This window comes from Janibacter melonis, assembly GCF_020567375.1.
GTDB classification, from domain to species: domain Bacteria; phylum Actinomycetota; class Actinomycetes; order Actinomycetales; family Dermatophilaceae; genus Marihabitans; species Marihabitans melonis.
On sequence record NZ_JAJBZM010000001.1, the window covers coordinates 252,544 to 272,133 of the forward strand.

Genomic DNA, 19,590 nt, shown 5'->3' on the forward strand with positions numbered 1-19,590 from the left:
CCGCCCGGTTAGCCTGACGACATGTCAGACGCCGTGGACGCCTTCGCCGCCGGGGTCGACTTCCCGCTCGACCCCTTCCAGATCGAGGGCTGCGAGGCCATCGCAGCCGGGCACGGCGTGCTCGTCGCGGCGCCGACGGGAGCCGGCAAGACGATCGTCGGGGAGTTCGCCGTGCACCTCGCGCTCCAGCGCGGGCAGAAGGCCTTCTACACGACCCCCATCAAGGCCCTGTCGAACCAGAAGTACCACGAGCTCGCGGCCCGCCACGGGCACGCGCAGGTCGGTCTGCTCACCGGCGACACCTCGATCAACGGCGAGGCGCCGGTCGTCGTCATGACGACCGAGGTGCTGCGCAACATGATCTACGCGGGCAGCAGCACGCTCGAGGGCCTGGGCTTCGTCGTCATGGACGAGGTGCACTACCTCGCCGACCGCTTCCGCGGGGCGGTGTGGGAGGAGGTCATCATCCACCTCGCGCCGTCCGTGCAGCTCGTCTCGCTCTCGGCGACGGTGAGCAACGCCGAGGAGTTCGGCGACTGGCTCGACGAGGTGCGCGGCGGCAACGTCGTCGTCGTCTCCGAGGAGCGGCCGGTGCCGCTGTGGCAGCACATGCAGGTCGGCAAGGAGGTCTACGACATCTTCGTCGACGGCGCGACGCCGAGCGACGATGCCGACCGGTGGCGGGTCAACCCGCTGCTCATGGACGCCGTGCGCAGCGCCTCGCGCTCCGGCGAGGACGGCCCGGCCCGGGGCCGGGGCGGGCGGGACCGCGACCGGCGCGGCCGGGGCGGGCGGCCCCAGGGCGGGGCGCGTCAGCGCTTCGGCGGCGGAGCCTCGCGCACCGAGGTCATCACCCAGCTCGACCGCGAGGGGCTGCTCCCCGCGATCACCTTCATCTTCAGCCGGGTCGGCTGCGAGGGCGCCGTCGGGCAGCTCCTCGGCAACGACGTCCGGCTCATCAGCGCCGCCGAGGGCGAGCGCAACCGGCGCACCCTCGAGGAGCGCTCGGCCGTGCTCGAGGGCGAGGACCTCACGGTCCTCGGCTACCACCAGCTGCTCGCCGGCCTCGAGCGCGGGTACGCGCCCCACCACGCGGGCATGCTGCCGATCTTCCGCGAGGTCGTCGAGGAGCTCTTCACCGCGGGCCGGGTCAAGGCGGTCTTCGCGACCGAGACCCTGGCCCTGGGCATCAACATGCCCGCCCGCACCGTCGTGCTCGAGAAGCTCGTGAAGTTCAACGGCGAGGCCCACGTCGAGATCACCCCCGCCGAGTACACCCAGCTGACCGGCCGGGCCGGCCGACGCGGCATCGACGTCGAGGGCCACGCCGTTGTCGTGTGGTCGCGCGGCATGGACCCGCTCTCTGTGGCGGGCCTGGCCTCGACCCGCACCTACCCGTTGCGCAGCTCCTTCGCCCCGACGTACAACATGGCGGTCAACCTCGTGGCGACCGTCGGGCGCCAGACCGCCCGCGAGATCCTCGAGAGCTCTTTCGCGCAGTTCCAGGCAGACCGGGCCGTCGTCGGCCTGGCCTCGAAGGTCCGCTCCCAGCAGGAGTCGCTCGAGGGCTACGCCGAGGCGATGCACTGCGAGCTCGGCGACTTCCGCGAGTACGCGCAGATCCGCCACCGCATCAGCGACCTCGAGAAGTCCGGGCGCAAGCAGCGCTCGGCGACCCGTCGCGCCGAGACCGCCGTCTCCCTCGACTCCCTCGAGACCGGCGACATCATCCGCATCGGGGGCCGCCGCTCCGGCCTGGCCGTCGTCGTCATCCCGGCCCGGCCCTACAAGGGGCAGTCCGGCGAGCCCATGGTGCTCACCGAGCACAAGCAGGTGCGCCGGCTCACGACCTCCGACCTCGACGGGCCGGTCACCCCCTTCGGCAAGCTCGCGGTGCCCCGGTCCTTCAACCCGCGCTCGGCCCGGCACCGGACCGATCTCGCGACGACGCTGCGGGTCAAGGCGCCCCACGAGGGGGCGCCGTCGATCCGGCGCGAGGCGAAGGAGGCCGCCGGGGGAGAGGACGCCCGGCTGGTCCGCCTGCGCCAGGAGCTGCGGGCGCACCCGTGCCACGCGTGCCCGGACCGCGAGGAGCACGCGCGGTGGTCCGAGCGCTGGTGGCGCCTCAAGCGCGAGCAGAGCGCCCTGCAGCGCACCGTCGACTCCCGGACCGGCTCGGTCGCGGCCCGCTTCGACCGGGTCGTGTCCGTGCTCGTCGACCTCGGCTACCTCGACGAGGGCGGCGACGCCGTGAGCGCGGACGGCGCCCGGCTGCGCCGGCTGTACTCCGAGAAGGACCTCCTCGCCGCCGAGTGCCTGCGCGCGGGAACGTGGAAGCAGCTCACCCCGGCCGAGCTCGCCGCCGCCGTCTCGATGCTCGTCTACGAGCCGCGGCGCGACGACGCCGACCTCATGCCGCGGATCCCGACCGACGGCCTCGCCATCGCCTGGGAGGACATGCAGGAGCGCTGGCGCGACATCGAGGCCCGCGAGCACACCGCCGGGCTCGACCCGACCGACCCGCCCGACGCCGGGATCGCCTGGCAGGTGCACCGCTGGGCGAGCGGCCGCCGGCTCGACGAGGTGCTCCTCGACTCCGACCTCACCGCGGGCGACTTCGTGCGCCGCTGCAAGCAGATCGTCGACCTGCTCGACCAGATCGCGAAGGCCTCCGAGGAGGACCGGCTGCGCAGCACCGCCCGCAAGGCGATCGACACCGTCATGCGCGGGGTCGTCGCCGCCGACCGCATCGACTGACGCGGCCGGCACCGGGACGCCGCGGGCAGGGCGAAGGGGGAGCGGGGCCGGGTCAGTCGGCCTGCGGGTACAGCGCGGCCGCCGCCCGGCCGAGGGGACCGGCGATGCCGTGGTCGAGCGCGAGCCGGCTCATCCCCGCCGGGTCGGGCAGCTCCGGGCCGATCGTCAGGTCGACGTCCGTCACCGGCACGTCCCGCGCCACGGCGACGACGCGCGGGGCGGCGTCGAGGTAGTCGCTGCCCGCCTCGAGCCGGGCACGCTGCGCGCCCTTGATCGACGGGTCGCCGCTCGCGATCGCCGCGCGGATGCCCTCGAGCGAGCCGTGGGCGGCGATGAGCCTGGCCGCGGTCTTCTCGCCGATCCCGGCGACGCCGGGCAGCCCGTCGCTCGTGTCGCCGCGCAGCACCGCCATGTCGGCGTACGCGTCGCCGGTAGGGACGTCGTACTTCGTGCGCAGGTAGCCCTGGTCGACGACGTCGGGGTCGCGCACGCCGCCGCGTGCGGTGTAGATGACCCGCGTGCCCGAGGCGTCGTCGACGAGCTGGAAGAGGTCGCGGTCGCCCGTGACGACGTCGACGGGCATGACTCCGCGGTAGTGGTGGGCGAGGGTGCCGATGACGTCGTCGGCCTCGTAGTGGGCGGCTCCGACCTTGGGCACGCCCAGCACCTCGAGGCACTGCGCGATGACGGGCACCTGGGGCCCGAGCTCGTCGGGCACCTCCTCGCCCTCTGCGGCGTCCTCGGCGACGCGGTGGGCCTTGTACGTGGGGATCGCGTCGACCCGCCACTGCGGGCGCCAGTCGTCGTCCCAGCAGGCCGCGACGTGCGTCGGCCGGTAGCGCCCGACGAGGGTCGCGATCATGTCGACGAAGCCGGCGACCGCGTTCGTCGGGATGCCCGACGGCGCCTCCGCCCGGGCCGGGACGCCGTAGAAGGCGCGGAAGTACAGGCTCGCGGAGTCGAGGAGGAGCAGGCGCGGCGTCGCAGACGGCATGGCCGAAGCCTATGCGTCCGGCGCCACGGCGCCCCGTCGCCTATCGTCACCCGCATGGAAGAGGCTGACCAGCGCATCGTCGACCTGCTCGTCGTCGACGGCCGGATGAGCTACACCGACCTCGGGCGCGCCATCGGCATGTCGACGTCGGCGGTGCACCAGCGCGTGCGCCGGCTCGAGGAGCGCGGGGTGATCCGCGGCTTCACCGCCCAGGTCGACCACGCGCAGGCCGGTCGTCCGCTCACCGCCTTCATCGCCGTCGAGCCGCTCGACCACCGTGCTCCCGACGACATCCCGCAGCGGCTGCGCGACGTCGCCGACGTCGAGTCCTGCTACAGCGTCGCCGGCGACGCCAACTACCTGCTCAAGGTGCGCGTCGGCACCCCCCAGGACCTCGAGGCGCTCATCGCGACCATCCGTGCCAAGGCGGAGGTCTCGACCCGCACGACGGTCGTGCTGTCGACCCCCTGGGAGGACTGAGCGCACCGGGTCGACGGCGAAGGGATGGACGTCCCCGGGTTAGGCTCGGACGTGCCCGAGACCCCCTTCGCCCCGCCCGCCTGGGTGCGCGCCGTCCTCGCGGTCGCCGGCGGGCTGCTCGTCTGGCTCACCTTCCCCGACCACGGGATCCACCTCGCCGGGGTGCCCGGCGTCGCCCTCGTCGGCCTCGCCCTGTGGGGCGTGCGGGCACGCGCGGGCTTCGGGCTGGGGATGCTCGCCGGCTGGGCGACCTTCCTGCCGACGCTGCACTGGTCGGGCATCTTCGTCGGCGCGATGCCGTGGGTGGCGCTGTCGACCGTGCAGGCCCTCTACGTCGCCGTCATGGGAGCGGTCCTCGCGGCCGTGCAGCGCCCGCTGCTCGCCCGGGGCCGTGAGGTGCTCGCCGCGCTCGCCCTGCCCGTGCTGTGGGTGCTGCAGGAGCTCGTCCGCGGCACCGTCCCCTTCGGCGGCTTCCCGTGGGCCCGTCTCGCCTTCGGGCAGGCCGACAGCCCGCTCGCGCGGTGGGCCTGGCTCGGCGGGGCGCCGCTGATCAGCCTCGTCGTCGCTCTCCTCGCGGTGCCGCTCGTGCTGCTCGTCGTGCGCCGCACGCTGCGCGCCGCTCTCCTCGTGCCGGTCGCCGTCGCCCTCGGGCTGACCGGCCTGCTCCTCCCGGTCCACGCCGAGGCGCCCGAGGGCTCGACGCCGGCCCGGATCGGGATGGTGCAGGGCAACGTGCCGCGCGCCGGTCTCGACTTCAACGCCGAGCGGCGTCAGGTCCTCGACAACCACGTCACGGGCACCGAGGAGCTCGGCCGCTCCGGTGAGCGCCTCGACCTCGTCGTGTGGCCGGAGAACTCCAGCGACATCGACCCGCTGCGCAACCCCGACGCCGCCGCCCAGGTGCAGCGCGCGCTCGACGCCGTCGACGTGCCCGTCGTCGTCGGCGCGATCCTCGACGAGCCGAGCCCGGAGGTGAGCAACGCCAGCCTGCTCTACGAGCCCGGTCGCGACGTCCCGACGGCCCGCTACGTCAAGCAGCACCCCGTCCCCTTCGCCGAGTACGTCCCGTACCGGGACTTCTTCCGCCTCTTCTCCGACAAGGTCGACCTCGTGCGGGTCGGCTTCGCGAAGGGGCCCGGGCCGCAGGCCTTCCCCGTCGAGGGGTCCGCGGGCGGCTTCTCCGTCGTGCCGACGATCTGCTTCGAGGTGGCCTACGACGGGCTCATGCGCGAGGCGGTCCACCACGCCGAGGACGGCGGGCTGCCCAGCGTGCTGCTCGTGCAGACGAACAACGCGACCTTCGGGTACACGGCCGAGTCGACCCAGCAGCTCGCGATCTCGCGGATCCGGGCCATCGAGCACGGCCGACCCGTCGCCCACGTCTCGACCGTCGGCGTGAGCGCCGTCATCGCCCCCGACGGGTCCGTCACCCAGCCCACCGAGCTCTTCACCGCGGCCCAGGTCGTCGGCACCTTCGACGCCCGCACCGGGCTCACCCCCTCCGACCGGCTCGGCCCGTGGGTGGAGATCGGCAGCGCCCTGGCCCTCGTCCTGCTCGTCGTGGCGGGGCGACTGCGCGGGCGCCGGGCGGATAAAGTCGACACCTCACCGAAGACGAAGCTGGAGTCGAGTGCCCGTGCCTGACGCCCCCCTGCGGCCCCCCATCACCCGGGTGGCCGTGCTCATCCCGACCTACAACGAGCGCGAGAACCTCCCGCGCGTCGTGCAGCGCGTGCGCGACAGCGTGCCGAGCGCCGACGTCGTCGTCCTCGACGACAACAGCCCCGACGGCACCGGCGCGGTCGCCGACGAGCTCGCCGCCGCCGACGACCAGGTCCACGTCCTGCACCGCCAGGGCAAGGAGGGCCTGGGCGCGGCCTACCTCGCCGGCTTCCGCTGGGCGCTCGACGCCGGCTACGACGCCGTCGTCGAGATGGACGCCGACGGCTCGCACCGCCCGGAGGACCTGCCGGCGATGCTCGAGGCCGCGCGTGACGCCGACCTCGTCATCGGCTCGCGGTACGTGCGCGGCGGCAGCGTCGTCAACTGGCCGCTGTCGCGCAAGGCGATCTCCATGGGCGGCAACCTCTACATCCGCGCGATCCTCGGCATGCCGGTCAACGACGCGACGGCCGGCTACCGGGTCTACCGCGCCGACACCCTGCGCGAGATCGGCCTCGACCAGGTCGAGAGCGCCGGCTACGTCTTCCAGACCGACCTCACCGTGCGCACGGTGCGCGCCGGGATGCGCGTCGTCGAGGTGCCCATCACCTTCGTCGAGCGCGAGATCGGCGAGTCGAAGATGGACGGCGACGTCGTCAAGGAGTCGATGCGGCGCATCACCGGGTGGGGCGTGCGCCACCGCCGTGACCAGGCCGCCTCCCTCCTGCACCGCGAGCGGCGGTGGCACCAGCTGTGAGCCAGATCCACGGCCAGCCCGGAGCGCCGCGACGGCGGCGCCGCGTCCTGCCGTGGGTGCCGGTGGCCCTGCTGCTGCTCGTCGTCCTCGAGCTCGCGGTCATCATCGCCGTCGGCCGCCGGATCGGGGTCCTGTGGACGATCGTCTCGCTCGTCGCGCTCTCGGTCGCCGGCGTGTGGCTGCTGCGGCGCGAAGGCGCCCGGGCGATGCGCGCCCTGCGCACGTCCGCCCGCACGGGCGAGATGCCCAGCCGGGCGCTGGCTGACGGGATCCTCGTGCTCGTCGGCGGTCTGCTGCTCGTGCTGCCGGGCTTCGTCACCGACGTCGTCGGGCTGCTGCTCGTCCTGCCCGTCACCCGCCCCCTCGCCCGGCCGCTGCTCGAGGCGGGCATCCGGCGCCGCGTCTTCGGCGACCTCGGGGTGATCCGGGTGCGCACGGCCACCCACCGCGACGGGCGCACGCGCCACGACGGCCCCGACCCCGGCGACGAGGTCGTCGAGGGCGAGATCGTGGACTGAGAGACGCCGAGCACGGTCCGACGGGGGAGGGGTCCCCCTTCGCCCGCCAACCCCCGCGCGACGTGCCGTCCCCGCACGACGAGAGCCGCCCCGGTCGTGCCGGGGCGGCTCTCGTACGAGGAGGGTGCGGTCAGGCGGAGCGCTTGCGCGGCTTCTCGCCGCGACGCTCGCGCAGGAGCGCCAGACGCTCCTCGAGGAGCTCCTCGAGCTCGGGGACGGAACGGCGCTCGAGCAGCATGTCCCAGTGGGTGCGGGCGGGCTTGGTGGGCTTGAGCTCGGGCTCGGGGCCGTCGAGCAGCTTGCCGAGCTTGCCGCAACGGCACTCCCAGGTGCTGGGGATCTCGGCCTCGACCGAGAAGGGCAGCTCCGTGCGGTGGCCGTCGTCACACACGTAGGTGGTGATCTGCCGCTCGCTGGGGACGACGTTCGCGGTGGTCTCCATGCTGAACGACACCATGCGGGTGCCGCGAAGTGTGCGCTCTGCCATCTCAGTACTCCTCGTCGATCAGGGGGTGCGCCCGCCCTGCTGTCGGGCACACATGAAGAACGCCCGGGGGCGTCCAGTTTGTTCCGGCTCCGCGGCAGGCGTGAGGTACGTCGCCTGCGACTCAGATCACATGAGGGGGTCGATCTGCGCTCTTCGGCGAGCGAGCGATGTCGGCAGTCCGTCAGGTTACCGCGTCGTACCCGTGTCGCGCACATCGGCCCACGGGGCGAGGGTACGGTCCCCCTGTGACCCAGCACCGAAGCGACGTCGACGCCGACCTGCCCCTCGCGCCGCCCGGCTCCGCGCTGCGGCACGGGGACTCCCGGACGCCACGTCGCACGGTCGTGTCCTGGGCGATGTGGGACTGGGGAGCCCAGCCGTACAACACGGTCATCATCACCTTCGTCTTCTCCGTCTACATCACGAGCTCGAGCTTCGGCGCGACGAACGCGACGTCGACCGCCCTGGCGATCGCCACCGGCATCTCCGGCCTCGTCGTCGCCCTCGTCGCCCCCGTCCTCGGGCAGAACGCGGATCGCAGCGGTCGCACCGTGCGCAACCTGCGGGTGCAGACCTGGCTCATGGCGGCCCTGGCCGCCTCGCTCTTCCTCGTGCGTCCCGAGCCGGGCTTCCTCCTGCTCGGCCTCGTCCTGCTCGGCGTCGGGTCGATCGTCTCCGAGGTCGCCGGGGTGACGTACAACGCGACGATCGAGCAGGTGGCCACGCCGCGCACCGTCGGCCGGGTGTCCGGCTTCGGGTGGGGGATGGGCTACCTCGGCGGCATCCTCGTGCTCCTGCTGCTCAACTTCACCCTCATCGCACCGGAGCGCGGCCTCTTCGGCGTCACCGGCGCCGACGGCCTCGACATCCGCGTCTCGATGCTCGTCTGCGGGCTGTGGATCGCCGTCTTCACCGTGCCCGCCTTCCTCGTCCTGCGCGACGAGCCGCGCGAGCGGGCCCCGCGCGTGGGCATCGCCGAGTCCTACCGGCTGCTCTTCGCCTCGCTGCGGGCGCTCTACGCGAGCTCGCCGCACACGGTGTACTTCCTGCTCGCCTCCGCGCTCTTCCGCGACGGGCTGGCCGGGGTCTTCGCCTTCGGGGCGATCCTCGCCGCGGGGACCTTCGGGCTCACCGCGGGCGAGGTCATCATCTTCGGCGCCGTGGCCAACGTCGTCGCGGGGCTGAGCACGATGGCGATGGGTGTGCTCGACGACCGGATCGGCCCGAAGCGGGTCATCATCATCAGCCTCGTCGCGCTCGTCGTCATCGGCCTGGGCATCTTCGTCCTCCACGACGGCGGCAAGCCCGTCTTCTGGAGCCTCGGGCTCGTCATGACCGCCTTCGTCGGACCGGCGCAGGCGGCCTCGCGCAGCTATCTCGCGCGGGTCATCCCCGAGGGCCGCAGCGGTGAGATCTTCGGGCTGTACGCGACGACCGGGCGGGCCGTGTCCTTCCTCAGCCCGCTCGCCTTCGCCGCCTTCATCGCCCTCGGCGCAGCGGTGACCGGAGATGACAACACGCAGTACTGGGGGATCCTCGGCGTCGCGCTCGTGCTGCTCGCCGGGCTCGTCGTGCTCATCCCCGTGAAGTCGCACGAGGAGCAGGTGCGGGGCTGATCAGCCCGCGTACTCCCAGTGCCAGGGCTCGGGCAGGCTGCCACCGGCCTGCGCCCACGCCGGGTGGAACCACCCGTAGAGCGCGGCGTTCTGCTGCATCCACGCGTGCGCGGCGGTGCCGAAGCTGTTGATCCCGCCGCACAGGTCGAGGGCGAGCCCGAGCCCGTGGTTCGAGCGGCCCGGCGTGGCCGCCCAGCCGCCGCGCTGCTGCTTGACGATGACCTGCTCGGCGTAGGAGCGGTAGCTGTCCGTGATGCAGATCGGCGAGCCGGTGTCGCGGGCGTAGGCCTTGCTCATCTCGTTGAAGGCGGCCGCGGCCTTGGGGCGCAGCATCTCGCCGGCCGCCCCGATGAGCGGGCACAGGGCGTTCGGGGGCACCTGGCCGTTGGGGTAGGTGCCCTCGTTGTCCGAGCACGGTGCGGCGCCCTCGAAGGCGCTGACGTCCTGCCCGGCCTTCTCCATCGCCGCGGTGAGGCTCTCCTGGGCGTCCTGCGCGTCGGGGTCGGTGAGCCCGAGGAGGGACTTCACGAGCGGCCCGGCCTCCTTGAGCTCGGAGGCGTACTCCTTGCGCAGCGTCTCCAGCGTCGCCTTGCGCTCGGTGATGACGGCGGTGAGGTCCTTGCGGGCCTTGTCGGCCTTGGCCTTCTCGCTCTTGGCGCGCTTCTCCGCCTTCGCCCGCTTGCGGGAGAGCTGGGCGGCGGTGATCGTGTCGACCCGCACGAGGTCGACGCTGTGGATGCGCTCGTCGGTGAGATAGCTGAGGTCACCGGCGGAGTCGCCGGCCTTGGCCGGTGACTTCGTCATGATGTTGAGGAAGGCCATGGTGTCGGTGTAGCCGCCGGCCTCGGTGTAGGTGCCGAAGGCCCAGTCGCGCAGGTCCTCGCGGCCCGCGTCGAGCCGGTTCTTCAGCCGGGTGGACGCACGACGCGCCTCGTCGGCCTCCTTCTTCGCGGCGCGGTGCTTCGAGGTGGCCTCGGAGTAGCGCTCGAGGAGGGTGTTGGCCCGGGTGGAGTGACGGCGCAGCTCGGTGACGAGGGAGCCGATCTCCTTGTTGTTCTTCAGGATGCTCGCGGCGAGCGCGTTGGCCTCGTCGACCTGCTTCTTGACCTCGGCGGGGGAGAGGGCGTCGTCCTCCTCCCCCTTCGCGCTTTCGTCGTAGGCGAAGGGGTCGCTCGAGCTCTCGCTGCCGCTCGCACCGGGAGAGGTGGGGTCTGCGGGCTCGCCGGCCGGGTCACCGGTGGTCGGGGCCGTCGTGCCCGTGGGTGCCGGCTCGGTGGTGCTCGTCGGGGCGGGGGTGGTGCTCGTCGGCGCGACGGGGGAGGGGTCGGCGACCGCGGCGGGGGCGGTCAGCGACCCGGCGACGGTGCACACGGCCACGGCCTGAGCGCATCGGCGCCACGAGATGGTCCCCACTCGGTGTGTCCCCTTGACTGTCGCTGGTGCCAGATGGCACGGCCCCCATGATACGTACGGCACCGGCCCGTGGGGAGGGGATCCCCAGACATCTGCGACAGCCCTCTCGGATCAGCCCCGCTGCAGCCGCACGAGGACCTCGTGGTGGCCGGTCTGCGGGAACATGTCGACGAGGCGCGCCTCCTGCGCGACCCACGACGGCAGGTCGGCGAGGTCGCGGGCCAGCGAGGCGACGTCGCAGCTCGAGTAGACGAGGTGACGCGCCGAGGAACGCTCGAGGGCCTGCGTCAGCGCCCCGATGCCGCGCCGCGGCGGGTTGACGACGACGAGGTCGGCCTCCGCCGTCGCGACCTCGGCGTCGCCGCTCCCGAAGTCCGCGGCCAGGCCCAGCTCTGCCGCGGTGGTCCGGGCCGCGGCGACGGCCTCGGCCGAGATCTCCAGGCCTCGGACCGGCGTTCCGGCGGGCAGCACCCGCGCCGCGTGGAGGGCGAAACCGCCGACCCCGCAGTACAGGTCGAGCACCGACCGCGGGGCGACGTCGCGGACCCAACCCGTGGCGGTCTCGTAGAGCGCGGCGGCGGCCGCGGTGTTGGTCTGGAAGAAGCCGCCGGGTCGCAGGTGCAGCGGCACCCCGCCGATGCTCATCGTCAGGTGCTCCTGCTCCGTCAGGAGCACCTCGTGCTCTCCCTCGAGGACGGCCTTGTGCTCGGGCTGGAGGTTGACGCTCACGACGACGAGGGAGGGCAGCTCCTCGAGCAGGCGGGGCAGCGCGTCGCGCAGACGCGGCAGGTGGCGGTCGCTGCGCAGGACGAGACGGAGCATGAGCTCCTCGTCGGGGCTCACGGTGAGGAGCACGTGCTTGAGCTCGCCGCGCCGACGCGGCACGTCGTAGGGCGGCACCTGCAGCCGCTCGAGCCAGCGGGCGACCGGGTCGAAGGCGGCCGAGAGGGCCTGCGGGTAGAGGCCGCACCCCTGGAGGTCGACGCCGCGACCCTCCCGGTCGAGGATGCCGAGGGTCAGGGCGCCTGGGGAGCCGCCGACGACGAGCTTGGCCTTGTTGCGGAAGCCGGCCTCGGGGGAGGCGAAGGGGGAGCGCCACACGACCTCGGGCGCGACGCGGGCCAACCGCTCCTGCACGTCCTGCTGCTTGCGCCGCAGCTGGACCTCGTAGGGGATGCCCATGAAGGTGCAGGACCGGCACGCCCCCGCGTCGAAGTAGTCGCACTGCACGCCCTCATCGTGCCACCCGTCCACAGCTGGGCCGTCGCGGCGGTCGCCGTCCACAGCCGCCGCCGGGCCCGTGCCCTCGGTCGTACGGCGGCGGACCGTGGGGGCATCGCAGGCCGAGCGCAGGAGGAGCAGAGATGGACGAGCAGGGTCAGGGCAGCGGCACGGACGTCAACGAGGTCCGGCTCGTCGGGCGAGTGAGCGGCGAGCCGACCGTACGCACGCTGCCGAGCGGGGACGAGGTGGTGACCCTGCGGGTCGTCGTGTCGCGCACGGACGGGCGGCCGGTGGACACCATCGACCTCGCGTGCTGGTCCGCGCGCTCACGACGGGCCGCGCAGCACCTCGCCGACGGCACCCGCGTCGAGGTCGAGGGGTCGCTGCGGCGGCGCTTCTACCGCACGCCCGGCGGGGCGGCCAGCCGGTACGAGGTCGAGGTACGCCCGGCGGGGCGGCCAGCCGGTACGAGGTCGAGGTACGCCGTCTCATGCGCGAGAGGGTGCGTGTCATCACATGTTGACAGCCGGGGCGCGTGGTGCCATCGTGTCAACACCTGTGGACGAGGCGAGGTGGCCGGACGATGACCCAGGAGATGGTCGACATGGTCGTGACCTTCATGGACGACGAGGACCCCCGTGCCGCGCTGCGCGGGGGAGCAGAGCTGCGGCGCGGTGTCGAGCGGCGCGAGGCCGTGCTCGTGCGGCGAGCCCGCAGCGCCGGCCTGTCGTGGGCGGAGATCGCCCACGAGCTGGGCGTCAGCCGGCAGGCGGTGCACCGCAAGTACGGCGGCTCGCGCTTCGAGCGAGCCCGCTCGACGTAGCCTGCGGCCGTGGACGAGTCACCAGCAGGCAGCACCCGACGACGCCCCGACGTCACCGACGTCGAGCTCGTCGGCGGGACGGAGAAGGTGCGGCTGCACCTCGTCGAGCACGACCCGGCATGGGCGCAGGCGTACGCCCGTCATGAGACACGTGTTCGAACGGCCCTCGGGGGAGTCGCACGCTCGGTCGAGCACATCGGCTCGACCTCCGTGCCGGGCCTCGCGGCCAAGCCGATCGTCGACGTCCTCGTCACCGTGCCCGACATCACCGCCGAGGAGGACTACCTCGACGCGCTGGTGGCCGCCGGGTACCAGCTGCGGGTGCGCGAGCCCGGCCACCGGCTGGTCCGCACGCCGGAGCGCGACGTCTTCATCCACGTGCTCGAGCCGGACGACCCGGCGGCTGACGACTACCTGCTGCTGCGCGACCACCTGCGCCGTGACGCCGACGACCGGGCGCTGTACGAGTGCACGAAGCGTGAGCTCGTCAGCAGGGACTGGCCGAGCATGAACCACTACGCCGACGCGAAGACCGAGGTCATCGAGGCGATCAAGGCGCGCGCCCGGGCGGCTCGGGACGCTTCCACCTGAGCCTCTTCTGCAGGATGTGGGCGCTCCCTCGTCTTTCGCCGATAATCGACATTATGTCAAGTAGCGCACTCGGTTAGGGTCCCCCGCATGTCGACACCTGTCATCGAGCTCGGACCAGACGCTCTCCTCGTCGAGGGCACCCCCGTCGTGCTGCCCATCCCCATCGGCACCCTCGTCGCGGCCTGGGGCGAGCCCGAGCTCTGGGTCGGCACGGCCGGGTCCGTCGTCACGTGGCACGAGCTCGGGGTCTTCGCGCACCGTCTCGACGAGACGCACGTCAAGACGCTCTGCGTGCAGCTGCGTCCCGAGGCGGACGCCCCGGCCTTCGTCCCCCGGTCGGCCTTCACCGGCCGTCTGGTCGTCGACGGCGAGGTCGTCACCGACGAGCTGCCCGGGGCCGGCGTCGACGCACGTCGCGTCGCCGGGACCGCGACGACCGAGCGTCACGGCGTGCGTCTGCACGCGAGCTACGAGGGCGACCACCTCGAGTCCGTCGAGATGACCGTGCCGAGGACGACCCCGGCCGTGCCGGTCGAGCGCTACGCGCCGCGGCGGGTCGCCGACCCCGTGCGCTTCACCGACCTGGGGCTCAAGCTGGCCGTCGTCGACGAGCTGATGTACCAGCAGGAGGTGATCCAGCCCCGGCTCGACGCCCGTGACTTCGCCCGGTCCTACACCGGGCGGACCATCGACCTCGACGCCGAGGGTCACCGGCCCGTCCCGGAGATCCTCGCCTACCTCCAGGACCTCCAGATCGACCGCAGCGAGGCCGCGCTCGTGCACGAGCTCGTCATCGACGCGGGCAACGACGTCTACCGCGAGGTCGCCCCGCTGTGGGACGGGGAGGACGACACCTTCGACATCGGGTCGTGGGCCGACCTCGACCTCCTCCCCCACCTCACGAGCCTCGACTTCGTCTCGCTCACCCCGGACGACGAGACGCTCGACGTGCTGCGGGCCCGTGGCCTGGATGTCGACGCCTGAGGGCCCTGCGCCGCTCGAGGTGGTCGCCGGCGTCCACCCCGGCTCGCCCGACGCACCCCGTGACGTCAGGGCGCCGCGATCAGCGCAGGTCAGCGCGGCGGTGCGCCGCTGGTGGGCCCGCCAGGAGGGATGACCGCTCCCCCGTCCTCTCGACCGGGCGGCCACACATACGGCAGACCCGGCTCGACGTCGTCGAAGAGCGCCCCGTAGTGCGCGGGGAGCTTGGAGAGGAGCGAGGAGCGGTGGCTGCGGTGGAAGGCCTCGTCGCCGAGCCATGACGGCAGCGCGCCCGCCGCGGCGAGCTCGTCTTGGGTGCGCACGGCCTCCACACCCGATCCCGCCAGATCGGCCCGGATCGTCGCGGCGCAGGTGTCGGCGAAGCCCCGCGCGACCCACACCTCGCAGCACGTGAGCGAGTACCGCCCGAGCGCCTCGAGGCAGCCGCGCCACATCGTCACGGCGGGGTGGTTGCGCCACCCGTAGCCCGGCACGGTGAGTCCTCGCACCACCTGGATGCACTCGACGCGCTGCTTGCCCAGACGCTTGTCGTCGAGAGCCTGCGCGGAGGCGGCGAAGTCGGCGTACGGCAGGAAGGTCTGCACGGTCCTCCTCGTCGGGTCTCGGGCCCGGAGGCTCGGCTGCCGGTTCGGCGCTCGAGCGGTGGCAGCTGCCACCCTCGCACGAGGCGGGGTGTGAGACTGCGCGGGTGACCCCCTTCGCCCGGCTCGTCGAGCGCGTCCACCGCCGCCGGCACGACGGGGTCGTCCGTCACCGCGTCGACGTCATGGGCACCACCACCGCCTGGGTCGAGCGGGCGCCCGAGGGGCCGCCGACGGCTCCTGCGCTCGTCCTCGTGCCCGGCCTGTCGATGTCGTGGCGGGCCTACCAGTGGCTCCTCGAGCACCTGCCCCGGGACCGCGTGGTCGTCGCCGTCGACCCGCCGGCGTCCGGTCGCACGGGACGTCCGCAGCGCGGTCTCGACGCCGACGCGCAGGCGACGCACGTCGCGGCCTTGCTCGACCACCTCGGGATCCGAGGCGTCGACCTCGTCGGCCACTCGCTCGGCGCCCTCACCGTGGCGCGGCTCGCGGGCTCGCGGCCGGACCTCGCCCGGCGGGTCGTGCTCGTCGGTCCCTCCCCCGACCCGCACCTGCCGCACGTCCGCGACCACCTCCGGGCCCTCGTGGGCGACGCGCGCCGCGAGCGGCCGCGAGTGCTCGTGCAGGCCGCGACCGACTACGTCCGGGCCAGCCCCGCGCTGCTGCCCGCCTTCGTCGCGCAGATCGGCACGAGCGCGACCGAGCTCATGGCCGGGGTCGTGGCCCCGACGACCGTGCTGCGCGGGGGCCGCGACGCGGTGGCGGGCCGCCGGTGGTGCGCCGACCTCGCCGCCGCGGTCGAGGACGGGCGCTCGCTCGTCCTGCCCGGCGGCACCCACGGGCTGCCGCAGCACGACCCGGCCGATCTCGCCGCCGTCCTGCGCGACGTCCTGCGCTGAGCCCCGCTCGTGGTCCGCGAGACCCGGTCACCGCCGGCCCGCGACGACCGGGTCTCGCGGACTCCGAGCGGGTCTCGGCGGGTAGGAGCTGTGGGGTGGGAGGTGTGGGGTCGGGTGGGGGCTGGGTTATGTCGGGTTGGGCTCGGTCGGGTCGGTCGAGCCGGTCAGGCAGAGCCGATGGAGCGCACGGCTGCGCCGAAGACCCACGGCACCGTCGCGGCGGCCGGCACGAGCAGCCGCCGGACCGGCCGAGCCCGGGTGGCGGTGACGAGGCCCTGGGTGAGCAGGGTGTGCCGGCGGGTGATGGTGCGCCAGTCCCCTTCGTACGCCTGCGGGTCGTCCCGGCGGGCGGCGGCGACGGCGGCGGCCCCCTGGGCGACCCCGAGCATCGTCCCCTCCCCCGTGAGCGCGTCGACGTAGCCGGACGCGTCGCCGACGAGCAGCACGCGCCCGGCGACCCGCCGCCGGGTGCGCTGGCGCAGCGGCCCGGCACCCCGGGCCGAGCTCGCGGCCGTGGCGTCGCCGACCCGCTCGAGCAGCGCCGGGAAGCCGGCGAGATGGGTCTCGAAGGGGGCCCGCCGCCGGGTGAGGACCGCGACCCCCACCATCGTGCCGTCGACCGGGGTGACGTAGGCCTCGGCGTCACGGCCCCAGTGGACCTCGACGTGGTCGCTCCACGGCGCGACGGCGAAGTGCTGGCGCAGGCCGTAGCGCGGCGTGCCGGAGGCGGGGCGCTCGAGCCCCAGCGCACGGCGCGTCGGCGAGTGCAGGCCGTCGGCGGCCAGGAGGTAGCGCGCGCGCACCCGGGTCTGGCTCCCGTCGCGGGTCACCCGCACGGTGACCCCGTCGGCGTCCTGGGTGATCTCGCCGGCCCGCCCGGTGACGAGCTCGACGTCGGCCGCGCCGACGCGGTCGGCGAGCGCAGCGTGCAGGGTCGTGCGCCGCACGCCCCGCCCGGGGCCGCTGCCGAAGCCGGCCTGCGCGGACCGCTCCCCCGCCACGTAGCGGATCCCCTCGATGGGCACCCCCGCGGGGTCGACGCCGAGCGCGCGCAGGGCCTGAAGGCCCGCCGGCATGAGCCCCTCGCCGCACGCCTTGTCGACGACCCCGACGCGCTGCTCGACGAGGGCGCACGACAGGCCGGCACGCCGCGCGTGGAGCGCGGTGGCCAGGCCGACGGGCCCGCCTCCGATGATGACGACGTCGAGCACCGACCCATCATGACTGCCCACCTCGCAGACGGCGCCTGCGCGGCCCGCCCGGTTACCGTGGCGTGGTGCCGCAGACCCCTCGACGACCCGTCCTGCGGGCAGCACGCGGCCTGGCCCTGACGACCCACCCGGGCCCCGCCGTGGCGGTCACGGCCCTGAGCGCCCTGCTCTCCCGCGCGGCCTCCCTCCCCCTCTCGCGCGGCAGCCGCGTGGTCACCGCCGTGGCGTGCGGTCAGCTCGTCATCGGGTGGACGAACGACCTCGTCGACGTCCAGCGAGACCGGGCCGTCGCGCGAGCCGACAAGCCGCTGGCGAAGGGGGACGTCTCCCCCGTCGCCGTGGGGTCGGCGGCCACCCTCGCCGCCGTGAGCTGCGTCGTCGCCTCGCTCGGCTGCGGGCGCCGCTCGGGCCTGACCCATCTCGGGCTCGTCGGCTGCGGGGTCGCCTACAACCTCGGCCTCAAGAGCACGTGGTGGTCCTTCGCGCCGTACGCTCTCGCCTTCGGCTCGTTGCCCTCCGTCGCGACCCTCGCGGCCCCCTCCCCCGCCGTCGCGCCGTGGCCGACGACGGCCGGGGCGGCGCTGCTCGGGGTCGGGGCCCACCTCGTCAACGCCCTGCCCGACCTCGAGGACGACGAGGCGACCGGCGTCGCCGGGCTGCCGCACCGCCTCGGCGAGCGCCGCACCCGACAGCTCGTCGGCGCCGTCCTGCTCGGATCCACGCTCGTCCTGCTCGCCGGGCGTCGCCCCCTTCGCCGGGCCGATCTCGCGCCCCTCGCGGCGACGCTCGCCCTCGTGCCCCCGGCGGTCCGCACCCGCGGCCGCTCCTCGCTCGCCGCGGTCGTCGCGATCGCGGGCGTCGACGTCGCCCTGCTCGGCAGGGGCCGACCCCGGAAGGATCCCCGTAGATGACCGCATCCCCGCTCGACCGCGCCAGCAGGCTCCGCTCGGTCGGCGCCGTCCTGCCCCCGTACCGCTACGACCAGACCGAGCTCACGACGATGTTCCTCGACATCCTCGGCGAGCAGGACATCCACCCCGAGGTCGTGCGGCGCACCCACGCCAACGCCGGCGTAAGCCAGCGCCACCTCGCGATCCCCGCCGAGCGCTACGCCGCGCTCGAGGACTTCGGGGCGGCCAACGACGCCTTCATCGAGGCCGCCGTCGAGCTCGGCGCGGCCGCCATGCTCGACGCGCTCTCTCAGGCCGGGCTCACCCCCTCCGACGTCGACCTCGTCATGTCGACGACCGTCACCGGGCTGGCCGTGCCCTCGCTCGAGGCCCGGATCGCGGCGCGGATCGGGCTGCGCCCCGACGTCAAGCGGGTGCCGCTCGTCGGCCTCGGCTGCGTCGCGGGGGCCGCGGGTGTCGCCCGCGTGCACGACTACCTCCTCGGGCACCCGCAGGACGTCGCCGTCCTCGTGGCCGTCGAGCTGTGCAGCCTCACCGTGCAGCGCGACGACGCGTCGATGGCCAACGTCGTCGCGAGCGGTCTCTTCGGCGACGGGGCGGCCGCGGTCGTCCTCACGGGCGCCGAGCGCGAGGCGCCCTCGCCGTCGACGAGCCCGGGCAGCGACGTCGTCGTCGTCGAGTCGCGCAGCCGGATGTACGCCGGCACGGAGCGCGCCATGGGCTGGGACATCGGGCAGACCGGGCTGAAGATCGTCCTCGGCGCCGAGGTGCCCGGACTCGTCCTGGCCAACCTGCGCGGCGACGTCGACGGCTTCCTCGCCGACCACGGGTTGACCCGCGACGACATCGGCTGGTGGGTCGCCCACCCGGGCGGGCCGAAGGTCCTCGAGGCGATGCAGGACGCGCTCGAGGTGCCCCGTGAGGCCCTCGGCATGACGTGGTCCTCGCTCGACCGCATCGGCAACCTCTCCTCGGCGTCGGTCCTGCACGTCCTCGCCGACACCCTGCGCGACCGTCCCCCGGTCCCGGGGACCCACGGGATGCTGCTCGCCATGGGCCCCGGCTTCTGCCTCGAGATGGTCCTGCTGCACGCGGAGGAGTCACGATGAGGTCCACGACCGCCTACTACGGGCTCGTCGCCGCCGTCGGGGTCGAGCGCCTCGTCGAGCTCGTCGTGGACCGCCGCAACCGCCGCTGGGCGGCCGAGCAGGGCGGTGTCGAGACCGGCGTCGGCCACTACCCGGCGATGGTGGCCCTCCACACCGGGCTGCTCGCCGGGTGCGTCCTCGAGGTGTCGAGGGCCCGACGCCCCTTCGTCCCCGCCGTCGGCTGGCCGGCGGTCGCGGGTGTCGTCGCGGCGCAGGGCCTGCGCTGGTGGTGCATCCGCACCCTCGGGCGCCAGTGGAGCACGCGCATCGTCGTCATCCCGGGCGCCCAGCGGGTGACCTCCGGCCCCTACCGCGTCATCCCGCACCCGAACTACGTCGCCGTCGCGACCGAAGGGGTGGCCCTCCCCCTCGCGCACTCCGCGGGCGTCACCGCCACCGTCTTCACCGTCCTCAACACCGTCCTCCTGCGCCACCGCATCCGCCTCGAGGACGAGGCGCTGCGCTCCCTTCGCCCCGGCACCGCCGCCGAGGAGGAGACACCCGAGAGGAGCTGAC

20 protein-coding genes are annotated in these 19,590 nt (G+C 73.9%); 14 read left to right on the top strand and 6 right to left on the bottom strand.

Features of this window, described 5'->3' with window-relative positions:
* Positions 1-21: 21 nt before the first annotated feature.
* On the top strand, positions 22-2,757 hold the full coding sequence (locus LIV55_RS01170; protein ID WP_229298932.1) for a DEAD/DEAH box helicase: 2,736 nt from the start codon (positions 22-24) through the stop codon (positions 2,755-2,757).
* Between the two features lie 52 nt (positions 2,758-2,809).
* On the opposite strand, the gene LIV55_RS01175 is transcribed toward LIV55_RS01170, so the two are convergent.
* Positions 2,810-3,751: a 5'-3' exonuclease gene (locus tag LIV55_RS01175; RefSeq protein WP_229298933.1), complete on the bottom strand. Its 942-nt coding sequence runs from the start codon at positions 3,749-3,751 to the stop codon at positions 2,810-2,812.
* Between the two features lie 54 nt (positions 3,752-3,805).
* Between LIV55_RS01175 and LIV55_RS01180 the strand changes: the two genes are divergently transcribed.
* The 4 genes from LIV55_RS01180 to LIV55_RS01195 are packed head-to-tail and all read left to right on the top strand — an operon-like array spanning position 3,806 to position 7,168.
* Entirely contained in the window at positions 3,806-4,231 is a 426-nt protein-coding gene (locus LIV55_RS01180; RefSeq protein ID WP_068275787.1) for an Lrp/AsnC family transcriptional regulator, read from the top strand.
* 51 nt (positions 4,232-4,282) lie between these two features.
* Complete coding sequence (gene lnt, locus LIV55_RS01185; RefSeq protein ID WP_229298934.1) at positions 4,283-5,875, top strand: apolipoprotein N-acyltransferase; 1,593 nt, start codon at positions 4,283-4,285, stop codon at positions 5,873-5,875.
* Positions 5,868-6,650 carry a polyprenol monophosphomannose synthase gene (locus LIV55_RS01190; RefSeq protein WP_191564383.1) on the top strand — a complete coding sequence of 261 codons (783 nt, stop codon included), beginning with the start codon at positions 5,868-5,870 and terminating at the stop codon, positions 6,648-6,650. Before lnt ends, LIV55_RS01190 begins: the two co-directional genes overlap by 8 nt.
* Positions 6,647-7,168 (top strand): FxsA family protein, encoded by a 522-nt coding sequence (locus tag LIV55_RS01195; RefSeq protein ID WP_229298935.1) that lies wholly within the window; start codon positions 6,647-6,649, stop codon positions 7,166-7,168. The genes LIV55_RS01190 and LIV55_RS01195 overlap by 4 nt, the downstream gene beginning before the upstream one ends.
* Before the next feature lie 130 nt (positions 7,169-7,298).
* On the opposite strand, the gene LIV55_RS01200 is transcribed toward LIV55_RS01195, so the two are convergent.
* Positions 7,299-7,655, bottom strand: coding sequence for an RNA polymerase-binding protein RbpA (locus LIV55_RS01200; protein WP_068275780.1), 357 nt, complete (start codon positions 7,653-7,655; stop codon positions 7,299-7,301).
* Between the two features lie 245 nt (positions 7,656-7,900).
* Here LIV55_RS01200 and LIV55_RS01205 point away from each other — a divergent pair, with 245 nt between their 5' ends.
* On the top strand, positions 7,901-9,271 hold the full coding sequence (locus LIV55_RS01205; RefSeq protein ID WP_229298936.1) for an MFS transporter: 1,371 nt from the start codon (positions 7,901-7,903) through the stop codon (positions 9,269-9,271).
* On the opposite strand, the gene LIV55_RS01210 is transcribed toward LIV55_RS01205, so the two are convergent.
* Both LIV55_RS01210 and LIV55_RS01215 read right to left on the bottom strand, forming a co-directional pair.
* Positions 9,272-10,648 (bottom strand): M15 family metallopeptidase, encoded by a 1,377-nt coding sequence (locus tag LIV55_RS01210; RefSeq protein WP_229298937.1) that lies wholly within the window; start codon positions 10,646-10,648, stop codon positions 9,272-9,274. It abuts the gene before it with no gap.
* 147 nt (positions 10,649-10,795) lie between these two features.
* Positions 10,796-11,914, bottom strand: a complete 1,119-nt coding sequence (locus LIV55_RS01215) for a methyltransferase domain-containing protein (RefSeq protein ID WP_229298938.1) — start codon at positions 11,912-11,914, stop codon at positions 10,796-10,798.
* A gap of 134 nt (positions 11,915-12,048) precedes the next feature.
* Between LIV55_RS01215 and LIV55_RS01220 the strand changes: the two genes are divergently transcribed.
* From LIV55_RS01220 to LIV55_RS01235, 4 genes are all read left to right on the top strand, one after another.
* Positions 12,049-12,495 carry a single-stranded DNA-binding protein gene (locus tag LIV55_RS01220; protein WP_229298939.1) on the top strand — a complete coding sequence of 149 codons (447 nt, stop codon included), beginning with the start codon at positions 12,049-12,051 and terminating at the stop codon, positions 12,493-12,495.
* Positions 12,492-12,731 (top strand): HTH domain-containing protein, encoded by a 240-nt coding sequence (locus tag LIV55_RS01225; protein ID WP_123091777.1) that lies wholly within the window; start codon positions 12,492-12,494, stop codon positions 12,729-12,731. The genes LIV55_RS01220 and LIV55_RS01225 overlap by 4 nt, the downstream gene beginning before the upstream one ends.
* Before the next feature lie 9 nt (positions 12,732-12,740).
* A complete protein-coding gene (locus LIV55_RS01230; RefSeq protein ID WP_229298940.1) occupies positions 12,741-13,322 on the top strand; it encodes a GrpB family protein in 582 nt (193 codons plus the stop codon).
* An 87-nt stretch (positions 13,323-13,409) separates the two neighbouring features.
* Positions 13,410-14,306 (top strand): DUF6892 domain-containing protein, encoded by an 897-nt coding sequence (locus LIV55_RS01235; RefSeq protein WP_123091779.1) that lies wholly within the window; start codon positions 13,410-13,412, stop codon positions 14,304-14,306.
* Positions 14,307-14,395: 89 nt separating this feature from the next.
* Here the strand turns inward: LIV55_RS01235 and LIV55_RS01240 are convergent, their stop codons facing one another.
* On the bottom strand, positions 14,396-14,908 hold the full coding sequence (locus tag LIV55_RS01240) for an MSMEG_6728 family protein (RefSeq protein WP_192826125.1): 513 nt from the start codon (positions 14,906-14,908) through the stop codon (positions 14,396-14,398).
* Between the two features lie 104 nt (positions 14,909-15,012).
* On the opposite strand from LIV55_RS01240, the gene LIV55_RS01245 reads away from it, so the two are divergent.
* Positions 15,013-15,804, top strand: a complete 792-nt coding sequence (locus tag LIV55_RS01245) for an alpha/beta fold hydrolase (RefSeq protein ID WP_123091780.1) — start codon at positions 15,013-15,015, stop codon at positions 15,802-15,804.
* A 164-nt stretch (positions 15,805-15,968) separates the two neighbouring features.
* Here the strand turns inward: LIV55_RS01245 and LIV55_RS01250 are convergent, their stop codons facing one another.
* A complete protein-coding gene (locus LIV55_RS01250; RefSeq protein ID WP_229298941.1) occupies positions 15,969-17,015 on the bottom strand; it encodes an NAD(P)/FAD-dependent oxidoreductase in 1,047 nt (348 codons plus the stop codon).
* A 65-nt stretch (positions 17,016-17,080) separates the two neighbouring features.
* Between LIV55_RS01250 and LIV55_RS01255 the strand changes: the two genes are divergently transcribed.
* Genes LIV55_RS01255 through LIV55_RS01265 form a run of 3 tightly spaced genes read left to right on the top strand, consistent with a single transcriptional unit; the run spans position 17,081 to position 19,589 of the window.
* On the top strand, positions 17,081-17,926 hold the full coding sequence (locus LIV55_RS01255) for a UbiA family prenyltransferase (RefSeq protein ID WP_229298942.1): 846 nt from the start codon (positions 17,081-17,083) through the stop codon (positions 17,924-17,926).
* Complete coding sequence (locus LIV55_RS01260; protein WP_191563672.1) at positions 17,923-19,035, top strand: type III polyketide synthase; 1,113 nt, start codon at positions 17,923-17,925, stop codon at positions 19,033-19,035. Before LIV55_RS01255 ends, LIV55_RS01260 begins: the two co-directional genes overlap by 4 nt.
* A complete protein-coding gene (locus LIV55_RS01265) occupies positions 19,032-19,589 on the top strand; it encodes an isoprenylcysteine carboxyl methyltransferase family protein (RefSeq protein ID WP_229298943.1) in 558 nt (185 codons plus the stop codon). Before LIV55_RS01260 ends, LIV55_RS01265 begins: the two co-directional genes overlap by 4 nt.
* The last annotated feature ends 1 nt before the right edge of the window (position 19,590 follow it).

What these genes read in the sequence shown, in the direction of transcription:
- LIV55_RS01175 (WP_229298933.1), bottom strand. Translation starts at nt 3,751, where the DNA reads ATGCCGTCTGCGACGCCGCGCCTGCTCCTCCTCGACTCCGCGAGCCTG.
- LIV55_RS01265 (WP_229298943.1), top strand. Translation starts at nt 19,032, where the DNA reads ATGAGGTCCACGACCGCCTACTACGGGCTCGTCGCCGCCGTCGGGGTC.
- LIV55_RS01220 (WP_229298939.1), top strand. Translation starts at nt 12,049, where the DNA reads ATGGACGAGCAGGGTCAGGGCAGCGGCACGGACGTCAACGAGGTCCGG.
- LIV55_RS01200 (WP_068275780.1), bottom strand. Translation starts at nt 7,655, where the DNA reads ATGGCAGAGCGCACACTTCGCGGCACCCGCATGGTGTCGTTCAGCATG.
- LIV55_RS01260 (WP_191563672.1), top strand. Translation starts at nt 17,923, where the DNA reads ATGACCGCATCCCCGCTCGACCGCGCCAGCAGGCTCCGCTCGGTCGGC.
- LIV55_RS01235 (WP_123091779.1), top strand. Translation starts at nt 13,410, where the DNA reads ATGTCGACACCTGTCATCGAGCTCGGACCAGACGCTCTCCTCGTCGAG.
- LIV55_RS01225 (WP_123091777.1), top strand. Translation starts at nt 12,492, where the DNA reads ATGACCCAGGAGATGGTCGACATGGTCGTGACCTTCATGGACGACGAG.
- LIV55_RS01170 (WP_229298932.1), top strand. Translation starts at nt 22, where the DNA reads ATGTCAGACGCCGTGGACGCCTTCGCCGCCGGGGTCGACTTCCCGCTC.
- LIV55_RS01180 (WP_068275787.1), top strand. Translation starts at nt 3,806, where the DNA reads ATGGAAGAGGCTGACCAGCGCATCGTCGACCTGCTCGTCGTCGACGGC.